The sequence below is a fragment of the Rhodococcus sp. ZPP genome (assembly GCF_017656075.1).
Classification (GTDB): Bacteria; Actinomycetota; Actinomycetes; order Mycobacteriales; family Mycobacteriaceae; genus Rhodococcus_F; species Rhodococcus_F oxybenzonivorans.
In genome coordinates this window covers 172,282-199,246 of sequence record NZ_CP058638.1, presented here as the reverse complement: position 1 = coordinate 199,246, position 26,965 = coordinate 172,282, and the positions used below count along the sequence as shown (strand labels likewise).

The 26,965-nt window shown below is 68.1% G+C and carries 1 protein-coding gene; it reads left to right on the top strand.

The window, feature by feature from the left end:
• Positions 1 to 35: 35 nt before the first annotated feature.
• On the top strand, positions 36 to 26,849 hold the full coding sequence (locus tag HYG77_RS00970; RefSeq protein WP_208961623.1) for a non-ribosomal peptide synthase/polyketide synthase: 26,814 nt from the start codon (positions 36 to 38) through the stop codon (positions 26,847 to 26,849).
• Positions 26,850 to 26,965: the final 116 nt, after the last annotated feature.

The window sequence follows — 26,965 nt, the reverse complement described above, 5'->3', positions numbered from 1 at the left end:
GCATCCACAGTTTTCATACCTGCTGGGGGAACGAGATGACGAGTTTGACTTCGCCGCAGCCGAACGAGCGCGCCGCCGAGGGGAACGTGCCCGATGGGGCGTTCCCACTGTCCTCGGTGCAGAGGAGCATGTGGTTCGCGCAACAGCTGAGCCCCACGGTTCCCAAGTTCATCGCCCAGTACGTCGAACTGCGGGGCCACATCGACCTGGACCTGCTCAGTGAGGCCGCCGTTCGCGCCGCCCACGAATTCCAGTCGCCGTTCCTGCGGTTGCTCGATGTCGACGGGGAGCCGTATCAGATGGTGGATCCCACCATCGACCCGTCGATCGGGTTCCGCGACTTCCGCGGTGAGGCCGACCCGATGGCCACCGCGAAGGCGTGGATGGATGAGGACTGCGCGACTCCGCTGCGCCTGACCCGCGATCGGCTCGTCGAGATGACGGTGCTGCAGATCGGCGAACAGCACTACTTGTGGTACACGAGGATTCACCACGTCGCGCTCGACGGCTACAGCGGCATGACCATGGCCAATCGTGTTGCGGCACTCTACACATCCCTCGTCGAGGGCACCGAGCCCGAACCGAATCGGGCGCTCGATCTGCGCGAACTCTACGGCCTCGATCAGAAGTACCGCTCCTCCAGCAGGTTCGAGAACGACCGCAAGTACTGGGCCGAGCGAATCGTCGGCATCGAGCACGGCAGCACCCTGGCAACCCACGACGCACCGGCCGCGGCGCAGAGCCGGCTCGAGAGCGCCACGCTGTCCGAGGCGGCCCTCGAATTCCTCGACGTCTCGGATCAGCGGGTGGGTGCGACTTCGGCGGCCGTGATGGTCGCCGGGTTCGCCTGCTATCTGTCGCGGATGACGGGTCGACGGGACGTCCTGATCAACCTGCCGGTGTCGGCCCGCACCACGGCCCCCCTCCAGCGGTCCGGCGGCATGCTCGTCAACGTCGCGCCGCTGCGCATCACCGTTCGTCCCGAAGACACTGTGGCAGAACTCGTGCAGCGTGTGCAGTTGGAACTGATGGGTGCTCTGCGCCATCAGCGGTGCAGCCTCGAGGACATCCGCCGCGACGCGGGATTGTCCGGGACCGCCGAGGGTTTGGCAGGCCCGATGGTCAACGTGATGCTGTTCCACCAGACGTTCACCCTGGGCTCGGTGGTGGGGGAGTATCACATCGTCACTTCGGGTCCGGTAGACGATTTGCTGGTCAATATCTATCAGGGCGGCGACGGGGAGACGCTTCTCGACTTCCGCGGCAACCCCAACCGGTACGGGCCCGAGGAACTGCGGGCGCATCATCGCAGGTTCGCCGAGTTGATCGAGGAGTTCATCACCGCTGATCCACAGACTCGGACGGCTGCCATCCACGCCGAGAGTGCCCGGTTGGCGGCGCGGGTTCTGGAACGGCAGTCCCAGTTCGATTTCTGGTCGCGCGAGTTGGCCGCGTTGCCCGAGGTGACCGCACTTCCGCTCGATCGGCCGCGACCGGCGGAGCGGGACGGTGCCGGCGAGGTGGTCGACTTCGCCGTCGATGCCGAGGTGCAGCGGCGGGTGCACGAACTGGCACGAGCCGCCGGCACCGCACCCTTCGTCGCCGTGCACGCGGCGCTCGCGATACTTCTGGGACGACTCGGGGACACCGACGACGTCGTGATCGGGACGCCGATCGTCGGGCGGGATCCGATCGACTCCGTCGACCCGGAGAGCGGCACGTTCTTCAACAAGGCCGTCCTCCGCTCGCAGGTGGACGGGGCGTCGCCCTTCTCCGATCACCTCGCGCGGATCCGGGACGCCGACCGCGCTGCCTTCGCGCATGCGGCGTTGCCGTTCGACGACCTGGTTGCCCGGCTCGTCACCGACCCGGACCCGTCCCACGCACCGCTGTTCCAGGTGATGCTCGAGTTCACCGACGGTGGTCACCCGCACGACACAGCTGGGGACGTGCGCATCGATCCCATCGAGCGCGAACACCGGCCGCTGGGTCTCGATCTCGTCTTCTCACTTACCGAATCCGAATCGGGCGGCGGCATCGACGGCCGGGTGCTCTACGCGACGGACGTGTGGGATCGCAGCAGTGCCGAGGCGCTGGCGAGGCGTTTCGTGCGCCTCTTGCGGGCGGTGACGACCGATCCGGCGGCGCCGATCGGGGACGTCGCCCTGCTCGAGCCCGCCGAATACGCGGAGTTGAGTCCCGTTCGCGGCGACGCCTGCGTGGAGCCGCGGACTCTGCCTGCGTTGCTGCGGCACGCGGTGGAGACGGGAGGGGACGGTGCGGCGCTGGTCTTCGAAGGCCGCACCCTGACCTATCCGGAACTCGACGATCAGTCCGACCGCCTCGCGCGGATGTTGATCCGCCGCGGTGTGAGGCCCGGTACGGTCGTGGCGCTGGCGATTGCGCGGTCGATCGAATCGGTGCTGGCCACCTGGGCGGTCGCGAAGTCCGGCGCCGCCTTCGTGCCGGTCGATCCACACTATCCGCCCGACCGCATCGAGCACATGCTGACCGATTCCGGCGCCCTCGTCGGACTCACCGTCACCGCACATCGCGACGCCCTGCCGCAGACGGCACCGTGGCTGGTGATGGACGACCCCGAGTTCGGGCAGGCACTGGCCGACCAGTCACCCGGCGCCGTCACCGACGCGGACCGTCTCCGGCCGCTGCGGTTGTCCGACCCGGCCTACCTCATCTACACCTCCGGCTCCACAGGCACCCCCAAGGGTGTCGTCGTCACCCATGTCGGGCTGGCCAACTTCGCTGCCGACCAACACGCACGGTTCGGTGTCACGCCGGAGTCCCGCACCCTGCACTTCTCGTCGCCGAGTTTCGACGCCTCCATTCTCGAACTTCTGCTGGCGGTCGGGGGCGGAGCGACCATGGTGGTGGCCCCGTCCACGGTGTACGGCGGCAGCGAACTCGCGGACCTGCTCCGGCGGGAGCGGGTGACGCATGCCTTCGTCACCCCGGCGGCGCTGGCGTCGGTCGACCCCGACGGTCTCGACTCGATCCGGTGTGTCGTCACCGGCGGGGAGAGTTGTCCTCCCGCCCTGGTGGAGCAGTGGGCACCGGGCCGGGTGATGTTCAACGCGTACGGGCCGACCGAGGCGACGGTGGTGGCCAGTGTCGCCGGACCGCTGGTCGTGGGGGAGCCTGTCACCATCGGCAGGCCGTCGCGCGGTGTCGACCTGCTGGTGCTCGACGCGCGCCTGCATCCCGTCCCCAAGGGGGTGCCGGGTGAGTTGTACATCACCGGTGACGGTGTGGCACGGGGGTACCACAACCGGCCGATTCCGACGGCCGAACGGTTCGTCGCCGACCCGCACGGGGCCCCGGGGCAGCGGATGTACCGCACCGGTGACCTGGCGCGGTGGAACCTGCGCGGTGAGCTGGAATACCTGGGCCGCACCGACTTCCAGGTGAAGATCCGCGGATTCCGCATCGAACTCGGTGAGATCGACGCCGTCGTACGCTCGCATCCCGCCGTCGCGTTCGCGACCACGGTCGGGCGCACCGCCCCCTCCGGGGACACGGTGCTGGTGACGTATGTGCTGCCCGAGGTCGGCGCCGAACTCGTCGTCGAGAACGTCCTCCAACACGCGGCGGCCGTGCTGCCGGCACACATGGTGCCCGCACGCATCATGGTGCTCGCCGAGGTCCCGCTGACCCCGGCCGGCAAGCTCGACCGGAAGGCATTGCCGGAACCGCACTTCGAGGCCACCTCCACGGTGTACCGGGCGCCGGGAACTCACACGGAGATGCGGGTCGCGGAGGTCTTCGCGGACCTGCTGGGCGTCGAACGTGTCGGCGTCGACGACAGCTTCTTCGACCTGGGCGGTGATTCACTGGTCGCCACCCGGGTGGTCTCCCGGGTCAACACGGCGCTCGGCACGGACATCGGGGTGCTGGACCTGTTCGAGGCGCCGAGCGTGGCGCTGCTCAGTGCCCGCATCGACGCCCTCGGGCCCCGCACGTCGGCACGCCCGCCGCTGGCGCCGCGCACCACTGCCGGCCCGGTGCCGGTGTCGCTGGCGCAGCAGCGGATGTGGTTCATCAACCAGCTCGACACCGCGTCCCCGGCGTACAACATTCCGGTGGCCATCCGGTTGCGCGGCACCCTCGACGTGGAGGCGTTGCGCGCCGCGGTGCGTGACGTCCTCGAACGGCACGAGTCGCTGCGGACCGTCTTCCCCAATACCCCGAACGGGCCGTTGCAGGTGGTGCTGCCGGTCGCGGACGTCAGTCCGGACCTCGACGCGGTCGAGGTAGCTCCCGGCGAGCTCGACATCCATCTGCTCGCGGAGGCGGCGACCGGGTTCGATGTGACCGTGCAGCCGCCGATCCGCGCGAAACTGTACCGGACGGCGACCGAGGATCATGCGCTGGTCTTCGTGGTCCACCACATCGCGGCCGACGGACTGTCGATGACGCCGCTGACGCGGGACGTCATGGTGGCCTACCACGCCCGCGCCGCCGGTGAGGTCCCGCAGTGGGCGCCGCTCGAGGTGCAGTACGCCGACTTCTCCGTGTGGCAGCGGGAGCTGCTCGGTTCTGCCGACGATCCCACCAGCGTGTTGTCCCGGCAGCTGTCGTTCTGGGCCCGCACTCTCGACGGCGCCCCGGAAGTGCTGGACCTGCCCACCGACCGGCCGCGCCCGGCACGGCAATCCATGGTCGGCGGCACAACGGATTTCACCATCCCTGCACGTCTGCACGCCGCCCTGCTCGACATCGCCGGCGCCCACGATGCCAGCCTGTTCATGGTGGTGCACGCCGCTCTCGCGGTGCTGCTCTCCCGGTCGAGCGGATCCTCCGATGTATCCATCGGCTCCCCGGTGTCGGGTCGCGGCGAGCGGCAACTCGACGACGTCGTCGGCATGTTCGTCAACACCGTGGTTCTGCGCACCGAGGTCGATCCGGAGAGCAGCTTCCCCGAAATCCTCACCCGCACCCGGGCCGCCGACCTCGCGGCCTTCAGTAACACCGACCTGCCGTACGAGCTGCTGGTCGACGAGCTGAAACCGACACGCTCCGAAGCCCATTCGCCGCTGTTCCAGGTGATGCTGGTGCTCCAGGGCTTCGCGGACACCCGGCTCGAGCTTTCCGGGCTCGAGGTGGAAGTCCAGGGGCTCGAGACCGGTGCCGCCAAATTCGACCTGCAGGTGATCCTCACCGAGCACATCGAGAGTTCCGGCGCCCCCGGCCCGATCGACGCCCAATTCTCCTACGCCGCAGAGCTGTTCGAGCCGTCCACGATGGACGCCCTCGCGGAACGGTTCGTCACGCTGCTCGACACCGTCACTACCCACGCCGAGGCGAAGGTCGGCGACATCGAGTTGAGCGGCCCCGACGAGAACCGCCGGATCCTGCAGGAGTGGAACGACACCACCACCGTCGTACCGTCCTCGGCCACCCTGGTCAGCCTCTTCGAGGCCCAGGTGCGGCGCACGCCGGACGCGGTGGCAGTGGTGTTCGGTGAAGACGAATTGTTGTACGCGGAGTTCGATGCCCGCGCCAACCGGCTCGCCCGCGAACTCCTCGCCCGCGGCGTCGGGCCGGAATCCCGGGTGGCCGTGTCGTTGCGGCGATCGCTCGAGTTGATGATCGCCATCTATGCGGTCGAGAAGACCGGGGCCGCCTACGTTCCCCTCGACCCCGACCATCCGGCCTCGCGTATCGCCTACGTCCTCGACAACGCCGCCCCGACGTGTGTCCTCACCTCGTCCCGTGATCGCTCCGAAGGGTTGATGAGCGAAGCCGGGAACTCCGCGATCGAGATCGACACCCTCAACCTGGCGGCCCGGTCGAGCACACCGATCACCGACGCCGAGCGGGGCGGAGCCATCCATCCCGATTCGACGGCCTACGTGATCTACACCTCCGGTTCCACCGGCAGGCCCAAGGGCGTTGCGGTGAGCCACCGGGCCATCGCGAATCGGTTGCTCTGGATGCAGGACACCTATCACCTGGACCACACGGACGTGGTGCTGCAGAAGACACCCGTCACGTTCGACGTGTCGGTGTGGGAACTGTTCTGGCCGCTCGAGGTCGGGGCCCGGCTGGTGCTCGCGGCGCCGGACGGTCACCGCGACCCCACGTATCTGTCACACGTGATCGCCGACCATCAGGTCACGACCATGCACTTCGTGCCGTCGATGCTCGCCGTGTTCACCGCCGGCGCGGAGCCCGACCTGTGCGGTTCGCTGCGCCAGGTGTTCTGCAGCGGTGAGGCACTCCCGCCTGCCACGGCCGACGCCTTCCGGGACTTCGGATCGGCGGCGCTGCACAACCTGTACGGCCCGACGGAAGCCGCCGTCGACGTCACCTACTGGGAATGCACCGAGGCCGACCGGGTGTCGGTGCCGATCGGTGCCCCGGTGTGGAACACCCAGCTCTACGTCCTCGACGCCCGCCTGCATCCGGTGCCGGTCGGCGTACACGGTGAGCTGTACCTGGCCGGTGTCCAGTTGGCCCGCGGATATGTCGGGCGTTCCGACCTCACCTCCGACCGTTTCGTGGCCAACCCGTTCGGCGAGCCCGGTCAGCGCATGTACCGCACCGGCGACATCGTCCGGTGGCGTGCCGACGGCAACGTCGAGTACATCGGCCGGCGCGACTTCCAGGTGAAGCTGCGCGGACAGCGGATCGAGCTGGGCGAGGTGGAGGCCGCGCTGCTGGCGCATTCGTCGGTGGCGCAGGCCGTGGTGACGGTGCATCGCAGCGAGGCGACGGGGGAGAGCCTGGTCGGTTATGTGATCCCGGTGGCCGGCGTGGAGATCGACACCGCCGACATTCGCGACACCGCGGGCGAGTCGCTGCCTGCGTACATGGTGCCGACCCGCATCATGGTGCTCGACCGGTTCCCCCTCGGCGCCACCGGCAAGTTGGATCGCGGTGCGTTACCAGAGCCGGAGTTCCTGAGCCCGTCAACCGAATTCGTGACTCCGCGCAATCCCATCGAGGAGATCCTCGCCTCAATCTTCGCGGACCTGCTCGGCGCACCGCGGATCAGCGTGTACGACAGCTTCTTCGACCTCGGCGGCAACTCCCTCGTGGCCACACGGTTGGTGGCGCGGGTCAATGCGGCACTGGGCAGCCGCATCGGTGTCCGGGATATCTTCGACGCCCCGAGCGTCGCCACCCTGGCCACGCGGATCGAGTCCGAGGCCGTCCACAACGCCGAGCGTCCACCGCTGGTCGCCGGCGATCGGCCGGAGCGGGTGCCGGTGTCGCTGGCGCAGAAGCGCATGTGGTTCATCAACCAGTTCGACATCGATTCGCCCGCCTACAACATCGCGCTCGCGGTGCGACTGACCGGTGACCTCGACGACGACGCCATGCAGGACGCCGTCGCCGACGTCCTGGAACGGCACGAGTCGCTGCGCACCCGCTTCCCGATGGTCGACGGCGAGCCCGTCCAGGTCGTCCTCGACACCGAGGACGTGGTGCCGGATCTCACCCCCATCGGAACATCGGAAGACGACCTGCCGCAACACATTGCGCGTCTGGCCGGCGCCGGATTCGATGTGACGGTCGCGGTGCCGGTGCGCGCGGCCCTGTTCTGCACCGCACCCGAGGATCACGTGCTGGTCATCGTCGTGCATCACATCAGCGCGGACGGCTTCTCGATGGCACCCCTTGCCCGGGACGTGATGACCGCGTATGCCGCCCGCACCGGTGGCCAGGCACCCGACTGGGCGCCACTGACCGTGCAGTACGCCGACTTCGCGCTCTGGCAGCACCGGGTGCTCGGCAGCGCCGACGACCCGGACAGTCTGCTGGCCGCCCAGCTCGACTACTGGACCCGAACCCTGGCCGGACTCCCGGAGTTGCTGGCGCTGCCCACGGACCGTCCACGGCCGACCCAGCAGTCCTTCCGCGGTGGTGTCCACTCGTTCAGCATCGACCCCCAGGTGCACAGCAGGTTGATCACCACAGCGCGAGAGCACAATTCGAGTGTCTTCATGGCAGTGCACGCGGCCCTGGCCGTCCTGCTCGCCCGGCTCGGCGACACCGATGACGTCGCGGTGGGAACGCCGATCGCCGGACGCGGTGACGCTGCCCTCGACGACATGGTGGGCATGTTCGTCAACACCCTCGTGCTACGCACCCCGGTGAAGCCGGGTTGCTCCTTCTCCGAACTCCTGGCCAAGGTCCGCGATACCGACCTCAGCGCCTTCCATCACTCGGACCTCCCGTTCGAGCGGCTGGTGGACGCCATCTCGCCTGAACGCGCCACGTCGCATTCACCGCTGTTCCAGGTGGTACTCGAGTTCCGCAACAACGAGCGGCCACGTCTCGAGCTGCCCGGACTGACCGTCACCGGGCTCGACCTCGCCACCGACATCTCCAATTTCGATCTCCAGCTGACCCTCACGGAGGAATTCGGGGTGTCGGGGGAGCCGGCCGGCATCTCGGCCGCCTTCACGTACGCGGCGAGTCTGTTCGACGCGTCGACGATCGCCGGTTTCGCCGATTACCTGCAACGGATCTTCGACGCCGCCACGGCGGATCCGGAACGCGCCGTCGGGGACATCGAGCTGATGGTGGCCTCCGAGCGCGCCGCGCTCACCCCGGTGATGGACGCACCCGACACCGAGCTGCGCACACTCCCCGAACTGCTCGCGGCGGCTGCAGCGACAAATCCGGAGTCGGCCGCACTGATCTACCAGGGTCGGGAGGTGTCGTACCGGGATCTCGATCAGCGATCGAACCGACTGGCCCGGCTACTGATCGGCCGCGGCGTGGGCCCCGAATCGGTGGTGGCGCTGGCGATGGGCCGGTCCGTCGAATCGGTTCTGTCCCTGTGGGCGGTGGCAAAGACCGGCGCCGCGTTCGTGCCGGTGGACCCGGACTACCCGACCGACCGCATCGTGCACATGCTGACCGATTCCGCTGCGCAGCTGGCCTTGACGGTGACCGAGTTCCGGTCGGATCTACCCGAATGCGTCGACTACCTGGTCGTGGACGCACCCGAGCTCGGTGACGACTTGGCCGGTCAGTCGTCGGCTGCCGTCACCGATGCCGACCGCACGCTGCCCGTTGCCTTGGAGAACACTGCGTATCTGATCTACACGTCGGGATCGACCGGCATGCCGAAGGGCGTCGCCGTCACTCACCGTGGCCTGGCGAACTTCGCGACGGACGAACGCACCCGATTCGGCATCACCGCGACCTCGCGCACCCTGCACTTCTCCTCTCCGAGCTTCGACGCCTCGATCCTCGAGCTGCTGCTCGCCGTCGGGTCCGGGGCGACGATGGTCATTGCGCCCTCGACTGTCATCGGCGGTACCGAACTCGCCGATGTGCTCCGTGAGGGCCGGGTCACCCACGCGTTCATCACCCCTGCTGCGATGGCGTCGGTGGAACCCGTGGGTCTCGATCACCTCGAATGTGTCGTCACCGGGGGTGACGTGTGCCCGCCGGAGCTGGTGGCGCAGTGGGTCACCGCAGACCGGCGGATGTTCAACGCTTACGGCCCCACCGAAGCGACCGTGGTGTCGAGCGTGACCGGTCCGATGGTGCCCGGCGAACCCGTCACCATCGGCAGGCCGCCGCTGGGTACGGGCGAAATGGTGCTCGATTCGCGGCTGCACCCGGTGCCGAACGGGGTGACCGGCGAGTTGTACGTCACCGGTTCGGGGCTCGCGCGGGGCTACCGGAACCGGGCCGGCACGACGGCCGAGCGGTTCGTCGCCAACCCGTACGGCGGCCTCGGCGCCCGGATGTACCGGACTGGCGACCTGGCGCGGTGGAACCGCGACGGACAACTGGAGTACCTGGGCCGCAGCGACTTCCAGGTGAAGATCCGCGGCTTCCGCATCGAGCTCGGCGAAATCGAGACGGCCCTCGCCCGCTACCCGGGCGTAGCCCATTCGGTGGTGTCGGCGCACAAGGGCAGTACCGGGGTGAACCGGCTCGTCGGCTACGTCGTGCCGACCAACGGCGCCGAGCTCGAGCCGGAGGCCGTCCTCACCTTCGTCGGCAGCTTCCTTGCGCCCTACATGGTGCCGTCCGCGTTGATCGTTCTCGACGCGCTGCCGCTGACCCCGGCGGGCAAGCTGGATCGGCGGGCACTGCCTGAGCCGGACTTCGGCGCCCGCGTGTCGTCGGGGCGCGCACCGGTCTCGGAGATGGAATCGGTGCTGGCCGACCTGTTCGCCGAAGTCCTCGGACTCGAGTCGGTGGGCGTGGACGATTCGTTCTTCGCTCTCGGCGGCGACAGCATCATGTCGATCCAATTGGTGGCCCGCGCCAAGTCGGCGGGTGTGGTGCTGACCCCGCGGGACGTGTTCGAGGCCAAGACGGTGGCCGGGCTGGCGGCGGTGGCGTCCTGGGTGGGCGACTCCGACGTGGTGGTGCTCGAAGAACTGCCCGGTGGCGGCGTCGGTGCCATGCCGACCACCCCCATCACGGCGTGGCTCCTCGAGCGCGGTGGCGAGTTCAACCGCATGTCGCAGTCGATGTTGCTGACCGCGCCCCCGAATCTGCGTGCGATAGAACCGTTGATCGAGACGTTCCAGGCTGTCCTCGACCGGCACGACATGTTGCGGGCGCAGCTGATCGTCGGGACCGACGAGTCGCATCTCGAGGCGTGCCCGGTCGGCTCGGTGGCCGCGCGCAACATTCTGCGTCGGGTGGCCGTGTCCGCCGTTCCCGGCACCTCCGAGTTCGCGGGCGCCGTCATCGCGGAACTCGATGCGGCACTGGACCGTCTCGACCCGGCGTCGGGTTCGATGCTGCAGGTGGTGTGGTTGGATGCCGGTGACGCCGGCGGCCGGTTACTCGTGGTCGCACACCACCTGGTGGTCGACGGGGTGTCCTGGCGGATTCTGGTGCCCGATCTCGCGACGGCGTGGGCGCAGGTCTCGGCGGATCAGGAGCCGGTCCTCGAGCCGGTCGGCACGTCGATGCGGCGCTGGGCGCACGGACTGGTGGACCAGGCGGGTGAGCGGGCCGTCGAACTCGACCTCTGGCAGCGAATCCTCGACTGCGAGGACCCGCTGATCGGTAGCCGACCACTCGATCCGAACATCGATGTGAACGCCACTGTCGGCAGGATCACCGTCGAGCTGCCGGCCGAGGTCAGCGAGGCGATCCTCACGGCCGTCCCGGACGCGATCCACGGCAGCGTCAACGACGGGCTGCTCACCGCACTCGCGATGGCCGTCACACAGTGGCGCAGGTCCCGGCTCGTCACCGGTGCCCATGGGCGGCCCGTCGACGGCACGCTCGTCAGCCTCGAAGGCCACGGGCGAGAAGACCAGGTGGTCCCCGGTGCCGACCTCGGCCGGACCGTCGGCTGGTTCACGGCGATGTTCCCGGTGCGCCTGGACCTGTCGGGCATCGACCTCGACGAGGCCTTCGATGGTGGCCGGGCCGCCGGCTCGGCGATCAAGGCGATCAAGGAGCAACTGCTCGCCATCCCCGACCACGGCATGGGCTACGGCATGCTGCGGTACTTGAACCAAGAGACCGCACCCGTGCTCGCGGATCGCTCGCTGCCTCAGATCAGCTTCAACTACCTGGGCCGGTTCGCCGCCGACCTCTCCGAGGCCGCGACCCGCGCCGGGTGGGCGCCGACCGGGGAAGTCGACATGGACCGCGCCCAGGACCTCGACACACCCGTCACCTCCGCAATCGACATCAACGCCGTCACCACCGAGGTCGAGGACCGTCCGCAGCTGCGCGCGACGTGGGCCTACGCGGCGGGTGTGCTCGACGTGACCGAGGTGCGGGCACTCGCGGAACTGTGGGTGCAGGCGCTGACCGCGCTCACCACCTACGCGTCCCGCCCCGACGCCGGCGGAATCACCCCGTCGGACCTGGACCTGGTGTCCCTCGACCAGGACACGATCGACCGCGTCGAGGCCCGCTTCCCCGCGCTGTCCGACATCTGGTCGCTGTCGCCGTTGCAGTCCGGTCTGCTGTTCCACGCACTCCTGGCCGAAGAGTCGATCGATTCGTACACCGTGCAGATGACCATCGAGCTCCGCGGTGCGGATTCTGCGCGGCTGCGACTGGCGGGGCAGGCCCTGCTCGACCGGCACGCGAATCTGCGGGCATCGTTCGTCTACGACGAAGGCGGCACCCCGATCCAGGCAATTTCCCGGCAGGTGGAGCTGCCGTGGACGGAGATCGACCTGTCCGGCCTCGACGCCGACGCGCGTGCAGCCGAGATGGACCGCATCGCCGACGCCGACCGGCGACGTGGCTTCGACATGTCCACCCCGCCGCTCATCCGGTTCACGCTCATGCAGGTGGGCGGGGACGAACAACATTTGATGGTCACCAACCACCACATCCTCCTCGACGGCTGGTCCATGCCGTTGCTTATCCGCGACCTGCTGACGCTGTACGCCACCGCGGGCGACACCGCCGCGCTGCCCCGGGTGAACCCCTACCGTGACTACCTCGCCTGGATGTCGCATCGCAGCACCGAGGAGTCGCTCGGAGTGTGGGCGCGCGCCCTTGCGGGTCTGGAAGGACCCACCCTGCTCGCGCCGGCCGACGCGGCCGCCCAGAGTACCGACGAATCGAGTGAACTGATCGTCGAACTCGACGACGACGACACCGAACTCCTCAGCGCGCTCGCCCGGGAGCGGGGCATCACGCTGAGTACCCTGATTCGCACGGCATGGGGAATTGTGTTGGGCAGCTTGACCGGCCGCACCGATGTGGTCTTCGGTGGCACCGTGTCGGGCCGCCCCCCGCAGATCGCCGGAATCGAGTCGATGATCGGCTTGTTCATCAACACGCTGCCGGTTCGCGTCGTGCTCGACCCGTCGGAGACGCTGGGGGAGTTGCTCGAGCGCATCCAGAGTGAGCAGGCGGCGCTGCTCGATCACCACTATCTGGGGCTCACCGACATTCAGGGCGTGGGCGGCGACGGCGCCGTTTTCGACACCCTGACGGTGTTCGAATCGTATCCGGTGGACCGGGCGGGCCTCACCGAGAACACCGACATCGCAGGCATGAACGTTCTCGACGTGCACGATCGCGCCAATGCCGCGCACTATCCGCTGGCGGTGATCGCCTCCGCGCATGAACGCCTGCAACTGAAACTCGAATACGTTCCCACCCTGTTCGACGGTGACGCCGTCGCGCGCATCGGTGACCGGGTGGTCCGGGCCCTGATGGCACTCGCCGAGCGGCCGAATCTGCGGTTGGCACAGTTGCGGCTGCTCACCGAGGCCGAGGAGACCGCGCTGGTTCCGGTCCGGGGGCTGCCGGGCCGTTCCGTGCGGACACTGCCCGCGATGTTCGCGGAGACCGCCGCGGCGGCCGGCGACGCCACCGCGGTCGTGGCCTCACACCGCCGGTTGACGTACCGGGAACTCGACGAACGGTCCAACCGCTTCGCGCGACTGCTGCTCCGCCGCGGTGTCGGACCGGAAGATTTCGTCGCCCTGGGTATTTCGCGGTCCCTCGAATCGATCGTCGCAGTGTGGGCGATCGCCAAGACGGGTGCAGCGTTCGTGCCGGTCGATCCGGGCTACCCGCGTGAGCGAGTCGAACACATGCTCGGCGATTCGGGCTGCAGGTTCGGTGTGTGCGTGAATGCCGACCGCGGCCGGTTGCCGGCCGCCACGACCACGTGGTTGACGCTCGACGACCCCGAAACGGTCACTGCCGCAGCCGAAATGTCGTCCGATCCAGTCACCGACGACGAGCGTGTCGTGCCACTGCGATTCGCGCACCCGGCGTACATGATCTACACCTCGGGATCGACGGGCACCCCGAAGGGTGTGGTGGTCAGCCACCGTGGCCTCGACAACTTCGCCGAAGAACAGCGCGCCCGGTACGGGACCGACTTCACGTCGAGGACGATGCACTTCTCGTCGCCGAGCTTCGACGCGTCGGTCCTCGACTACCTGATGACCTTCGCGGTCGGCGCGACCATGGTGATCGTGCCGACATCCGTCTACGGCGGTGACGAACTGACCGAACTGATCCGATCCGAGCGCATCACCCACGGATTCATCACTCCCGCCGCGCTGGCGTCGGTGGACCCGGAAGGCCTCGACGGCTTCCGTACCGTGGCGGTCGGGGGCGAGGCCGTCCCGCCGGAACTGGTAGCGCGCTGGGCCCCGGGCCGAAAGATGCTCAACGCTTACGGCCCCACCGAGTCCACCATCGTCGCCAACCTCAGTGATCCCCTGGAAGCCGACGAGCCCGTGACGATCGGCGGACCGATCCGTGGTACCGCCGAGGTCATCCTCGACGCCTGGCTGCAGCCGGTCCCCGTCGGTGTCGCCGGGGAGCTGTACATCAGCGGTGAAGGACTTGCCCGCGGCTACCATGCGCGGGCGGGGCTCACCAGCGAACGGTTCATCGCGAATCCGTTCGGTGAGCCGGGCGAGCGCATGTACCGTACCGGTGACCTCGCGCGCTGGCGTCCGGATCGAACAGCGGAATACCTCGGCCGCACCGACTTCCAGGTAAAGGTTCGTGGTTTCCGCATCGAACTCGGTGACATCGACAGTGCCCTCGCCGGGCATCCCTCCGTGGCGTTCGCCGTCACTCTCGGGCGCCCGGGGCCGACGGGTGACACCGCACTCGTGTCCTATGTGCTGCCCGAGGCCGACACAACGCTCGAACCGCCGGAGCTGAAGCAGTGGGCGGCGGAACTGCTGCCCGCCCACATGGTGCCGTCGAGCATCATGATCCTCGACGAGATCCCGTTGACCCCGGTGGGCAAGCTCGACCGGGCGGCTCTACCGGAACCACAGTTCCTGCCGACGACGGACGAGTTCCGCCCGCCGTCCACGGTGCTCGAGCACACCATCGCCGACGTCATCACCACCGTCCTCGGGATCGAGCGGGTCGGCATCGACGACAACTTCTTCGACATCGGTGGTAACTCGCTCATCGCCACCCGCGTGGCGGCCCGGCTCACCGCCGAGTTGGACACCCAGATCGGAGTGCGCACCCTGTTCGAGGCGCCGACAATCCACGCCCTCGCCCGCATGATCGAATCGACCGCGTTCGCCCCCGCCGGGGACGGCGACCACGCGAGGGTTCCGCTCGAGCCGAGGCGGCGACCGGAGCACGTGCCGGTGTCGCTCGCACAGAAGCGCATGTGGTTCCTCAACCAGTTCGACACCTCCTCCGCCGCGTACAACATTCCGCTCGCGGTGCGGCTGACCGGACGGCTGGACGTGGAGTCGCTGCGCGCGGCCGTCACCGACGTCTTCGTCCGGCACGAATCGCTGCGCACCGTGTTCCCCTCCCACGATGGGGAACCGACGCAGGTGGTGCTCTCGCCCGGACAGTGGACACCGAATCTCGAGATTGCCGACGTGGGGGACAGTGAACTTCACGACCACATCGCCGCGCTCGCGACCGCCGGGTTCGACGTGACGGCCGACGTGCCGATTCGTTCGGCACTGTTCGCTCTCGCGCCCGACGAGCACGTACTCGTCATCGTGGTGCACCACATCTGTGCCGACGGCTTCTCACTCACTCCGCTTGCCAGGGACGTGATGGCGGCCTACGCGGCCCGCATCGCAGGCAGCGCTCCGCAGTGGAGCCCCCTGTCGGTGCAGTACGCCGACTACACGCTGTGGCAGCTCGAACAACTCGGCAGCGAAAGTGACTCCGAGTCTCTCATCTCCCAGCAACTGCGGTACTGGACAGAGCAGCTCGCGGACCTGCCCGAGATCCTGCAGCTGCCCACAGACCGCGCGCGGCCGGTTCAGCAGTCGTTCCGCGGCGCCCAGGTCGACTTCACGATTCCGGCCGAGCTGCACCGCTCGCTGTCCGCGCTGGCGCGCAAACACAACTCGACCATGTTCATGGCCGTGCACGCAGCCCTGTCCGTGTTGTTGTCGGCGTTGTCGTCCACCGAGGACATCGCGGTGGGAACACCGATCGCCGGTCGCGGTGAGGCGGCACTCGACGAGATGGTCGGCATGTTCGTCAACACCCTCGTCCTTCGGGCCGCCGTCGACCCCGCCGGGGGCTTCGGCGACCTGATCGATCGGGTGCGGGCCACCGACCTCGCGGCATTCCACCATTCGGACGTGCCGTTCGAGCGGTTGGTCGACGTGCTGGCGCCAGAACGGTCCACTGCGCATTCCCCGCTGTTCCAGGTACTGCTCGAATTCCGCAACAATGAAACCCCACGACTCGAGCTTCAAGAATTGACCGCTACGGCCGTCGATTTCGATCTGGAAGTGGCCAAATTCGACCTGCAGCTCAGCGTCGAGGAACGCTTCGACGAGGAGGGGACCGCCGCCGGGATCACCGCGGCATTCGTCTACGCCACCGACCTGTTCGAGGCCGGAACCGTGCGCACCATCGCGGACCGGTTCCTGCGGGTCCTCGGTGCGGTGACCGCCGATCCGCACGCCCCCGTCGGTGACATCGAACTCACCGACGCCGCCGAACGGGCCGCGATGGCGACCGAGTGGAACACCGTCGGCGTCGATGCCGGTCACGACACCCTGGCGGACCGCTTCGGGCAGACCGTCGCCCGGTTCCCCCAGGCCACCGCGGTCACCTCCGAGGACGTGGCGTACACGTACCGTGAGCTGGACAACCGCTCGAACCGGTTGGCGAGGCTGCTCATCTCCCGTGGAGTCGGCCCGGAAACCCTGGTCGCGGTGGCACTTCCACGTACCTGCGATCTGATCGTCGCGTTGCTCGCGGTGATCAAGTCGGGCGGTGGATATCTTCCGGTCGACATCACCTATCCCGCAGACCGGCTGGCGTTCGTCTTCGAGGACGCCGCACCGAACTGTGTGATCACCACCGTCGGCGATGCCTCGGCGCTTCCGGAATCCGGGACGCCCGTCATCCTCCTCGACGACATCGAGACCGACGCCGATCTCGGGCGGCTGTCCCCGGCGGCGATCACGGACGACGACCGGGTCACCCCCCTCGATGCGTCGTCGGTGGCCTACGTGATCTACACCTCCGGGTCGACGGGCCGCCCGAAGGGTGTGGTCGTCTCGCACCGCAACGTGCTCACTCTCTTCGCGAACACCCAGCCGCTGTACGGATTCGACGAGAACGACGTCTGGACGATGTTCCATTCGTATGCCTTCGACTTCTCCGTGTGGGAGTTGTGGGGACCGCTGCTCTACGGCGGACGACTGGTGGTCGTCGACTACTACACCGCGCGGTCACCGGAAATGTTCCACGAACTGCTCCGCAACGAGCAGGTGACGGTCCTCAACCAGACGCCGACCGCGTTCTACCAACTGGCCGAGACCGACCGAATCGTCTCGGAGATCGACGTGACCGCAGCGGCACTGGCGTTGCGGTACGTGATCTTCGGCGGAGAGGCCCTCGACCTCGGTCAGCTGGGACGCTGGTATGCCCGGCACGACGACTCCGCGCCGACCCTGGTCAACATGTACGGCATCACCGAGACCACCGTGCACGTCAGCTACCTGCGGCTCGACCGTGAGTTCGCCGAGTCCGCCTCGGCCAGTGTGATCGGACGCGCCATCGCCGGGCTGCGTGTGCACGTGCTCGACCGGCGCCTGCATCCCGTACCGCCGGGCACCATCGGCGAAATGTACGTGTCCGGCGAGCAGGTCACCCGGGGCTACCTCGGCCGTGCGGCGCTCAGCTCCACCCGGTTCGTCGCCGACCCGCTCGGGTCCGGCACACGGATGTACCGGACCGGCGACCTGGCGCGTTGGAACGCCGGGGGTCAACTCGAATACCTGGGCCGCAGTGACTTCCAGGTCAAGATCCGCGGTTTCCGCATCGAACTCGGTGAGATCGAGTCGGCGTTGCTCCGCTACCGCGGGATCGCGCAGGCCGTCGTCCTGACCCGCGACGACGGCCACGGGGGCAACCGGCTGATCGGATATGTCGTGCCCGAGTCCGGGTCCACCGTAGAGGTGTCCTCGGCGCTGGAATTCCTCGGCACCCAGCTCACGTCCTACATGGTTCCCGCGACTCTCGTCGTCCTCGACGCCCTGCCGCTCACCGGCAACGGCAAGCTCGACCGCCGCGCGCTGCCCGAACCGGACTTCGGCGCCCGGGTGTCCGCGAGCCGGGCACCCACCACCGAAATGGAAACAGTGCTGGCCACGTTGTTCGCCGAGGTTCTCGGACTGGACTCGGTGGGTGTGGAGGATTCGTTCTTCGCGCTCGGCGGTGACAGCATCATGTCGATCCAGTTAGTGGCCCGGGCCAAGGCTGCGGGTGTGGTGCTCACCCCGAGGGACGTGTTCGAGGCCAAGACGGTGGCCACCCTCGCCGAGGTGGCGTCCTGGGCCGGGGCTGCCGACGTGGTCGTCCTCGAGGAGTTGCCCGGTGGCGGTGTAGGCGACATGCCGACCACCCCCATCACGTCGTGGCTGCTCGAACGCGGCGGCGACTTCCGCCGCTACACCCAGACGGCGCTGCTCGCCCTGCCCCCGGCAACCGACCGCACGATGCTCGAGCGCACGATCCAGGCGGTCGTCGATCACCACGACATGCTGCGCGCCCAACTGGCCGGGCCCGCACCACAGTGGCGTATCGAGGTGCGCGGGTCCGGGTCCGTCGACGTCCGCGAATTCCTCCACCGCGTCGAGGTGCCCGCGGTGACCGGTTCCACCTTCGCCGACATCGCCACCCGCGAACTCGACGAGGCCGCGGGACGACTGGACCCGGTAGCCGGTGTCATGTTGCAGCTGGTGTGGTTCGACGCCGGTGACGGCGGCGGACGGTTGCTGGTGGTCGCTCATCACCTCGTGGTCGACGGGGTGTCGTGGCGGATCCTCGTCCCCGACCTGGCCACCGTGTGGGCGCAGCTCTCCGCGGGCCAGGAACCGGTCCTCGAGCCGGTCGGCACATCGATGCGCCGGTGGTCCCACGGTCTCGCCGGCGCTGCCGTGGACCGCGCCGGGGAACTCGACCTGTGGCGCGGGGTGCTCAGCGGTGACGACCCGCTGATCGGGTCGCGGCCACTCGACTCGGACGTCGACGTGGCGGGCACCGTGGAAAAGCTGACCGTCGAGGTGCCCACCGACGTGACCGACGCACTTCTCACGAAGGTGCCCGAGGCATATCACGGCGGAGTCAACGACGGCCTGCTTGCGGGACTGGCGCTGGCACTGGCGCGGTGGCGTGCCCGGTCGGCGCGGCGCACCCACGGTGAAAGCTGGGCCCAGTCACTGGTCAATCTCGAAGGCCACGGTCGTGAAGACCAGGTGCTGCCGGGTGCGGACCTCGGCCGCACCGTCGGCTGGTTCACCGCGATGTTCCCGGTGCGCCTGGACCTGTCGGGTATCGACCTCGACGAGGCCTTCGACGGTGGCCGGGCCGCCGGCTCGGCGATCAAGGCGATCAAAGAGCAACTGCTCGCCATCCCCGACCACGGCATCGGCTACGGCATGCTGCGGTACCTGAACCCGGACACTGCAGAAGAACTGCGCGCGCTGCGCCAACCTCAAGTCACGTTCAACTACCTCGGACGGCTGGGCGGTGCAACGTCGACCGATACCCACGGACACCCGTGGGTTCCGGTGAGCGACACCAAGCTCGACGACGTTCCCGCCTCCGACATCCCGGTCGCCTCGGTGCTCGACATCAACGCCGTCACCGACGCCGCCGCCGACGGAAACAGGTTGCGCGCGACATGGGCGTTCCCGGCCGGTGTCCTGACCGAGCCGGAGGTACGCGAACTCGCCGAACTCTGGGTGCAGGCACTCACCGCGTTGACTGTCCATGTGGCGCGGCCCGATTCGGGCGGTGTGACGCCGTCCGATCTCGACCTCGTCAGCCTCGACCAGACCGCGATCGACCGGCTCGAGGACCGCTTCCCGGCACTCGCGGACATCTGGTCGCTGTCGCCTCTGCAGTCGGGCCTGCTGTTCCACGCGCAGTTCTCCGACGCCGCCGTGGACCCGTATCTCGTTCAGCTGACCCTCGAACTGCGCGGGCAGGTCGATGCCGACCGGATCCGCCGCGCCGGCCAGGCACTGCTCGATCGGCATCCCAACCTGCGGGCCGCGTTCGTCCACGACAGCGCGGGGGCCTCCGCCCAGATCATCCAGAACGGTGTCGTCCTGCCGTGGTCCGAGTTCGACCTCTCGGATCTGGAACCGGCCGAGACCGAGCGGGACTACGACCGGATCCTGGAGCGAGACAGGGCGGTCAAGTTCGACATGTCGCAGGCACCGCTGCTGCGGCTCGCGCTGATCCGGCTCACGGAACAGGACTACCGGCTGGTCCTGACCAATCACCACATCCTGCTCGACGGCTGGTCGACGCCGCTGGTCATCCGTGACCTGCTCACCCTGTACGCCACCGACGCCGACGGCAGCCTGCTGCCCCGGGTGCACTCATACCGCGACTACCTGTCGTGGATGCGACGCCACGACATCACCGAGTCACTCGCGGCGTGGCGCGCCGCTCTCGACGGAGTGGACGAACCGACGCTGCTCGCGCCGATGGACCGGGCCGAAGCGCATTCGGCGATGGCCGAGGAAACCGCCTTCACCCTGTCGGAGGAACAGACCACCCGCCTGCGTGAGCTGAGCCGTGAGCGTGGACTGACCCTCAACACGGTCGTGCAGACGGCATGGGGCATCGTGCTCGGTGGACTGATCGGACGCACCGATGTGGTGTTCGGCGGGACCGTGTCGGGCCGGCCGCCGGAGATCCCCGGCATCGAGTCGATGGTGGGTCTGTTCATCAACACCCTGCCGGTCCGGGTGGCGCTGAACCCCCGGGAACCTTTGGGAGAGCTGCTCACCCGCGTCCAGAGCGAGCAGGCGGCACTGCTCGACCACCATTACGTGGGGCTCACCGACATCCAGTCGGTGGCCGGGCTCGGGGCGGGCTTCGACACGTTGACCGTGTTCGAGTCGTATCCAGTGGACAAGGACGGGCTGACCGAGCACACCGATATCGCCGGCATGTTCGTCACGGGGATCGGGGGCAAGGACTCGGCGCACTATCCGCTTGCCGTGGTTGCGTCCGGTGACGAGCGACTGAACCTGAAATTCGAGTACCTGCCGGAGGTGTTCGAGGAGCGCGCGATCGACGAGATCGCGGATCGCCTGCAGCGAGTACTCGCCGCGATATCCGATCGGCCCGAGATCCCCCTGGCGCACATGCAGTTGCTCACCGAGTCCGAACTCGCCGAGTTCGCTCCGGTGCGGGGACGCCCCGGTTTCTCGGTCCGGACCCTCCCACAGATTTTCGAGGACGCTGCCGCGCTCGATCCGAACCGCACGGCGCTCACCTTCGAGGGCCGGAACGTGTCCTACCGCGAACTGAACGAGCGTTCGAACCAGTTGGCGCGGGTGCTGATCTCGCGCGGCGCGGGCCCGGAGGCGTTCGTGGCGCTGGGAATTCCCCGGTCCATCGAGTCCGTTCTCGCTGTCTGGGCGGTGGCGAAGACGGGCGCAGCCTTCGTCCCGGTCGACCCCAACTACCCGATCGACCGCATCGAGCACATGCTCACCGATTCCGGTGCCACCATCGGACTCACCACGACGGCATACGAGAAAGACCTTCCCGACACGGTGCCGTGGCTGCTGCTCGACTCCCCGAAGTTCGAGAAGGCATGCCAGGCGAAACCGGCTCTGCCCGTGGCAGATTCGGATCGGAAGTCGCCGATCAGCCTCGACAACGCTGCATACATCGTGTACACGTCGGGTTCGACGGGTAAACCGAAGGGCGTCGTGGTCACCCACGAGGGACTCGACAACTTCGCCGAGGATCAGCGTCAGCGATTCGGGGCCACCCAGACCTCGCGCACGCTGCACTTCTCCACTCCGAGCTTCGACGGGTCGATCTTCGAGTACCTGCAGGCCTTCGGCGTCGGCGCAACCATGGTGATCGCCCCACCGACCGTCTACGGCGGTGCCGAGCTGGCCGAACTGATCCGTGCCGAACACGTCACGCACGCCTTCGTGACCACGGCTGCTCTGGCCACGGTCGATCCCACGGATCTCGACGAGTTCCAGCACGTGACCGTCGGTGGGGAAGCGTGCCCGCCGGAACTGGTGACGCGGTGGGCCCCCGGCCACAACCTGTTCAACGGGTACGGCCCCACGGAGACCACCGTGATGGCCAACATCAGCGACCCGTTGGCGGTGGGCGAGCCGATCACGATCGGCGGACCCATCCGCGGTATCGAAGAGCTGGTCCTCGACGCCCGGCTCCAGCCCGTCGCGGTGGGTGTGCCCGGCGAGCTGTACATTACCGGCGCCGGCCTGGCGCGCGGCTACCACCAGCGGCCCGCGCTCAGCAGCCATCGCTTCCTCGCGAACCCGTATGGTGAGCCGGGGGAGCGGATGTACCGCACCGGCGACATCGTCCGCTGGCGTGCCGACCACTCGGTGGAGTATGTGGGGCGCAGCGACTTCCAGGTCAAGATCCGCGGCTTCCGCATCGAACTCGGCGAGATCGACGCCGAGATCGCCACCTTCCCCGGCGTCAGTTTCTCGACCACGCTCGGCGTGCCCGGACCGTCCGGGGACACCGTTCTGGTCACCTACCTGCTACCTCTGACGGAAGGCGGGGTCGACCCGGCCGCGTTGACGGCGCACCTGTCCACACGGCTTCCCGCGCACATGGTGCCGTCGAGCATCATGTTCCTCGACGAGATCCCGCTGACACCGGTGGGCAAACTGGATCGTTCGGCGCTGCCGGCGCCGGAGCTCAACGTCCACACCAAGGAGTTCCGCGCGCCGTCCACCGATCTCGAGCGGACGATCGCAGACATCTTCGCCGACGTCCTCGGACTCGAGCGGATCGGCGTCGACGACAACTTCTTCGACCTCGGTGGCAACTCCCTCGTCGCGACCCGCGTCACCGCCCGGCTCCGTGATGCGCTCGACACCGACATCGGAGTTCGGGCACTGTTCGAAGCGCCCGACGTGCGATCGCTCGCCGAGCGAATCGGCGAGGGTTCCGTTCCCGGCGGGGGTGCCCGCCCACCGCTCGCCCCGGTCGAGCGACCCGAGCTGATTCCGCTGTCCCTGGCGCAGAAGCGGATGTGGTTCCTCAACCAGTTCGATCCGTCGTCGCCCGCCTACAACATTCCGCTCGCGGTGCGTCTCACCGGACGGCTCGACGAGGAAGCGCTGCGGCTGGCCATGTCGGACGTGCTCGAGCGGCACGAGACGCTGCGCACGGTGTTCCCGACCGTCGGCAACGAACCGACCCAGCGGATACTTCCTGCGGAGCTGGTCCGGCCGGAATTCACGACCGCCACGGTGACCGCGGAGGAGCTCCCGGCGCGCATGCGGGATCTGGTGTCCCGCGGATTCGACGTCAGCACCGACCTACCCGTGCGCGCCGCCCTCTTCCGGACCGAGCCCGACCATCACGTCCTCACGATCGTGGTTCATCACATCTGTGCGGACGGGTTCTCCCTCGCCCCGTTGGCGAGGGACGTCATGGTCGCGTACGGCGCGCGGCTCGAAGGAGACGGTCCGCAGTGGGCGCCGCTGCAGGTGCAGTACGCCGACTACACCCTGTGGCAGCACGCCGTGCTCGGGTCGGAGGACGATCCGGCGTCGCTGATCAACCGTCAGCTCCGCTTCTGGTCGCAGACTCTCGCCGGACTGCCGGACGTCATCCAGTTGCCGACCGACCGGCCACGCCCGATTCAGCAGAGTGTCGAAGGCGATCGGGTGGAGTTCGCGATCGACGCCGACTTGCACCGGCGGTTGACAGCGCTCGCCCGGGAGAACAACGTCACCATGTTCATGGCGGTCCATGCTGCCCTCGTGGTACTCCTGGCTCGCCTGGGCAGCACCGATGACGTCGTCATCGGGACACCGGTCGCCGGCCGGGGGGAAACCGCTCTCGACGACATGGTCGGCATGTTCGTCAACACGCTTGTCCTGCGGAGTCGCATCGATCCCGCGACGACGTTCACCGAGCTGGTCCGTCAGATCCGCGAAAGCGATCTCGCCGCGTTCGCGCACTCGGACCTGCCATTCGAACGGTTGGTGGAGGAGTTGAACCCGAGGAGGTCCACGTCCTACTCACCGCTGTTCCAGGTGGCTCTCGAGTTCCAGAACAATGAGCGCGCGTCGCTCGAGCTGCCGGACCTGCGGGTCGAGGGCGTGGATCTCGAGACGAGGATGGTCAAGGAAGACCTCGAGGTCATCCTCGCCGAGCAGTTCGATTCGACCGGTGCACCCGCCGGGATCAGCGGTGGCCTCGACTTCGCGGTGTCGCTCTTCGACGAGGAAACCGCCCGCAGGATCGCCGACCGGTTCGTCCGCGTCCTCGCTGCCGCCACCGCCGACCCGGAGCAGTCCATCAGCACCCTGCCCATCCTCGATGAGGCGGAGCAAGAAGAGTTGGCCCCCGCCCGCGGCAAGCCGGAGGTCCGGCCCGAGCTGTGGCCCGACATCCTCGCCGCCGCGGCGGCCGTCGCCCCCGAGGCGACAGCCCTCACCTTCGAGGACCGTCACGTCAGCTACCGCGAACTCGACGAATGGTCCAACCGCCTGGCCCGGGTCCTGAGGGCCCACGGTGTGGGCCCGGAAACGTTCGTCGCACTGGGCATGCCGCGCTCCATCGAAGAGGTGGTGTCGATCTGGTCGGTGGCCAAGTCCGGCGCGGCGTTCGTGCCCGTCGATCCGACGTATCCCCGTGATCGCATCGAATACATGCTCACCGACTGCCGGGCATCGGTCGGGATCACCGTTGCCGAGCGCCGGGACAATCTGCCGGAATCCGTCCCGTGGCTGGTGCTCGACGACGAAGAACTCGCGGAGCAGGTGGCGGTGGTGTCCTCCGAGCCGATCACCGACGCCGACCGGACGCGACCCCTCCACCTCGGGCATCCCGCCTACCTGATCTACACCTCGGGTTCGACGGGCAAGCCCAAGGGCGTCATCGTCACCCATCGGGGCATCGCCAACCTCACCGCGGAAGAGCACGAGCGTTTCCTGGTCACCCTCGACTCGACGGTGTCGCACCTGGCGTCGCCGAGCTTCGACGCCTCGGTGTTCGAGCTGATGATGGCGTTCGGCGCCTCGGCTCGGCTGCTGATCATCCCGCCGACCATCTTCGGCGGCGACGAACTCGCGGACCTGCTGCGCAGGGAACAGGTGACTCACGCGTTCATCACCCCGACCGCGCTGTCCTCGATGGAGGATCGCGACCTCGACACGCTGAGGATGCTGGCCGTGGCCGGCGAGGCGTGCCCACCCGAGCTGGTCGAGGTCTGGGGCCGCCACCGCCGCATGCACAACGGGTACGGTCCGACGGAAACGAGCATCCAGGCCAGTGTCAGCGCCCCGATGCGACCCGGTGGGGTTGTCAACATCGGTGCTCCCGCCATCGGCTTCGAGTACCTGGTGCTGGACGAGCGGCTGCAGCCCGTCCCGGCGGGCGTCCCCGGTGAGCTGTACATCGCCGGGCCCGGATTGGCGCGGGGGTACCACAAGCGCGCGGCCCTCACCTCGGAACGGTTCCTGGCCTGCCCGTTCGGCGAGCCCGGCCGGCGCATGTACCGGACCGGTGACGTGGTGCGGTGGCGCGGGGATCACACCGTCGAGTACATCGGCCGCACCGACTTCCAGGTGAAGGTGCGGGGCTTCCGCATCGAACTCGGTGAGATCGACGCCGTTCTCGCCCGCCATCCGGCGGCGGCCTTCGCGGCCACGATCGGGCACACAGGGCCGTCCGGAGACACCCTGCTCGCGGCCTACGTGCGCGCCGTCGACGGCCACGACCTCGATCCTGCGGAGCTGCGCACCTACGCGGCCGAGCGACTGCCTGCCCATATGGTTCCCTCGGCCGTGGTGGTGCTCGATCAGGTGCCGATGACCCCGGTGGGCAAGCTCGACCGCAGGGCGTTGCCGGCGCCGGAGTTCGGGACCACCGCGGCCGCATTCCGCGCACCCGACACCGAAACCGAACGCGTCGTCGTGGAGGCGTTCGCGGAGGTGCTCGGAGTCGATCGGGTCGGGACGGCGGACAGCTTCTTCGACCTCGGCGGCAACTCGATCGTCGCCACCCGTGTCATCACCGTTCTCCAGGAACGCCTCGGCCGGCGGATCCCGCTGCAGTCGATGTTCCTCGATCCGACACCGGCGGGACTGGCGCGCCGGATCGACACGGACGGCGGCGGCGAGTCGGCCGTCGACGAGGCGCTGCGCGTGGTGATTCCGCTGCGACCGACGGGGGAGACACCGCCACTGTTCTGCATCCATCCCGGGATCGGGCTCTCGTGGGGTTACGCCGGGTTGCTGCAACACCTGTCGCAGGACCGTCCCGTCTACGGCCTGCAGTTGCCGAGCATCAGCGGGGGACCGATCTTCGACTCGATCGAGGAGCTCGCCCACCACTACGTGCTCGAAATGCGGAGCATCCAAGGTTCCGGGCCGTACCACCTGCTCGGGTGGTCCCTCGGCGGCATCATCGCGCAGGCCATCGCGGTGGAGTTGCAGCGGGAGGGCGAATCCGTCGCCACCCTCGCCCTGATGGACAGTTACGTGATCGGTAACGCCGACGCCACCCCGGACAGCCTCACCGTGTCCGAGTTGCTGCACGGTCTCGGGCTCGACCTCGAGTCCGAGAGCGAGGACGGAGAACTCACCTACGAGCGCGCTGTCGAACTGCTCGACGAGGCGTTCGGGCAGAAGACGGGGATCACACCACAACACCTCGAGCGCATCAGCCTCGGGTTCACGAACTCGTCGAGACTGATGAACGAGTTCCGTCCGCAACAGTTCGACGGGGACCTGCTGTTCTTCACTGCGGCGTCGTCACCTGCGGAGCACTCACCCGAGGAGTGGGCGCAGTGGGTGAGCGGACGAATCCGGGAAGTGAAGCTCGAGTGCGAGCACAACCAGATGATCGAGCCGGAGGTCCTTGCGGTCATCGGGCCGGTGCTCGAGGAGTATCTCGATCTGCCCTGAGCCGATGCGTGCCCGCGGCCCCGCTGTGACCGGTGGGCCGGTCCGATTGCAGTGACGTAACGGACCGGCCCGGATACCGATAACACCGGGGAACTCGGTCACACTCGAACTCGATT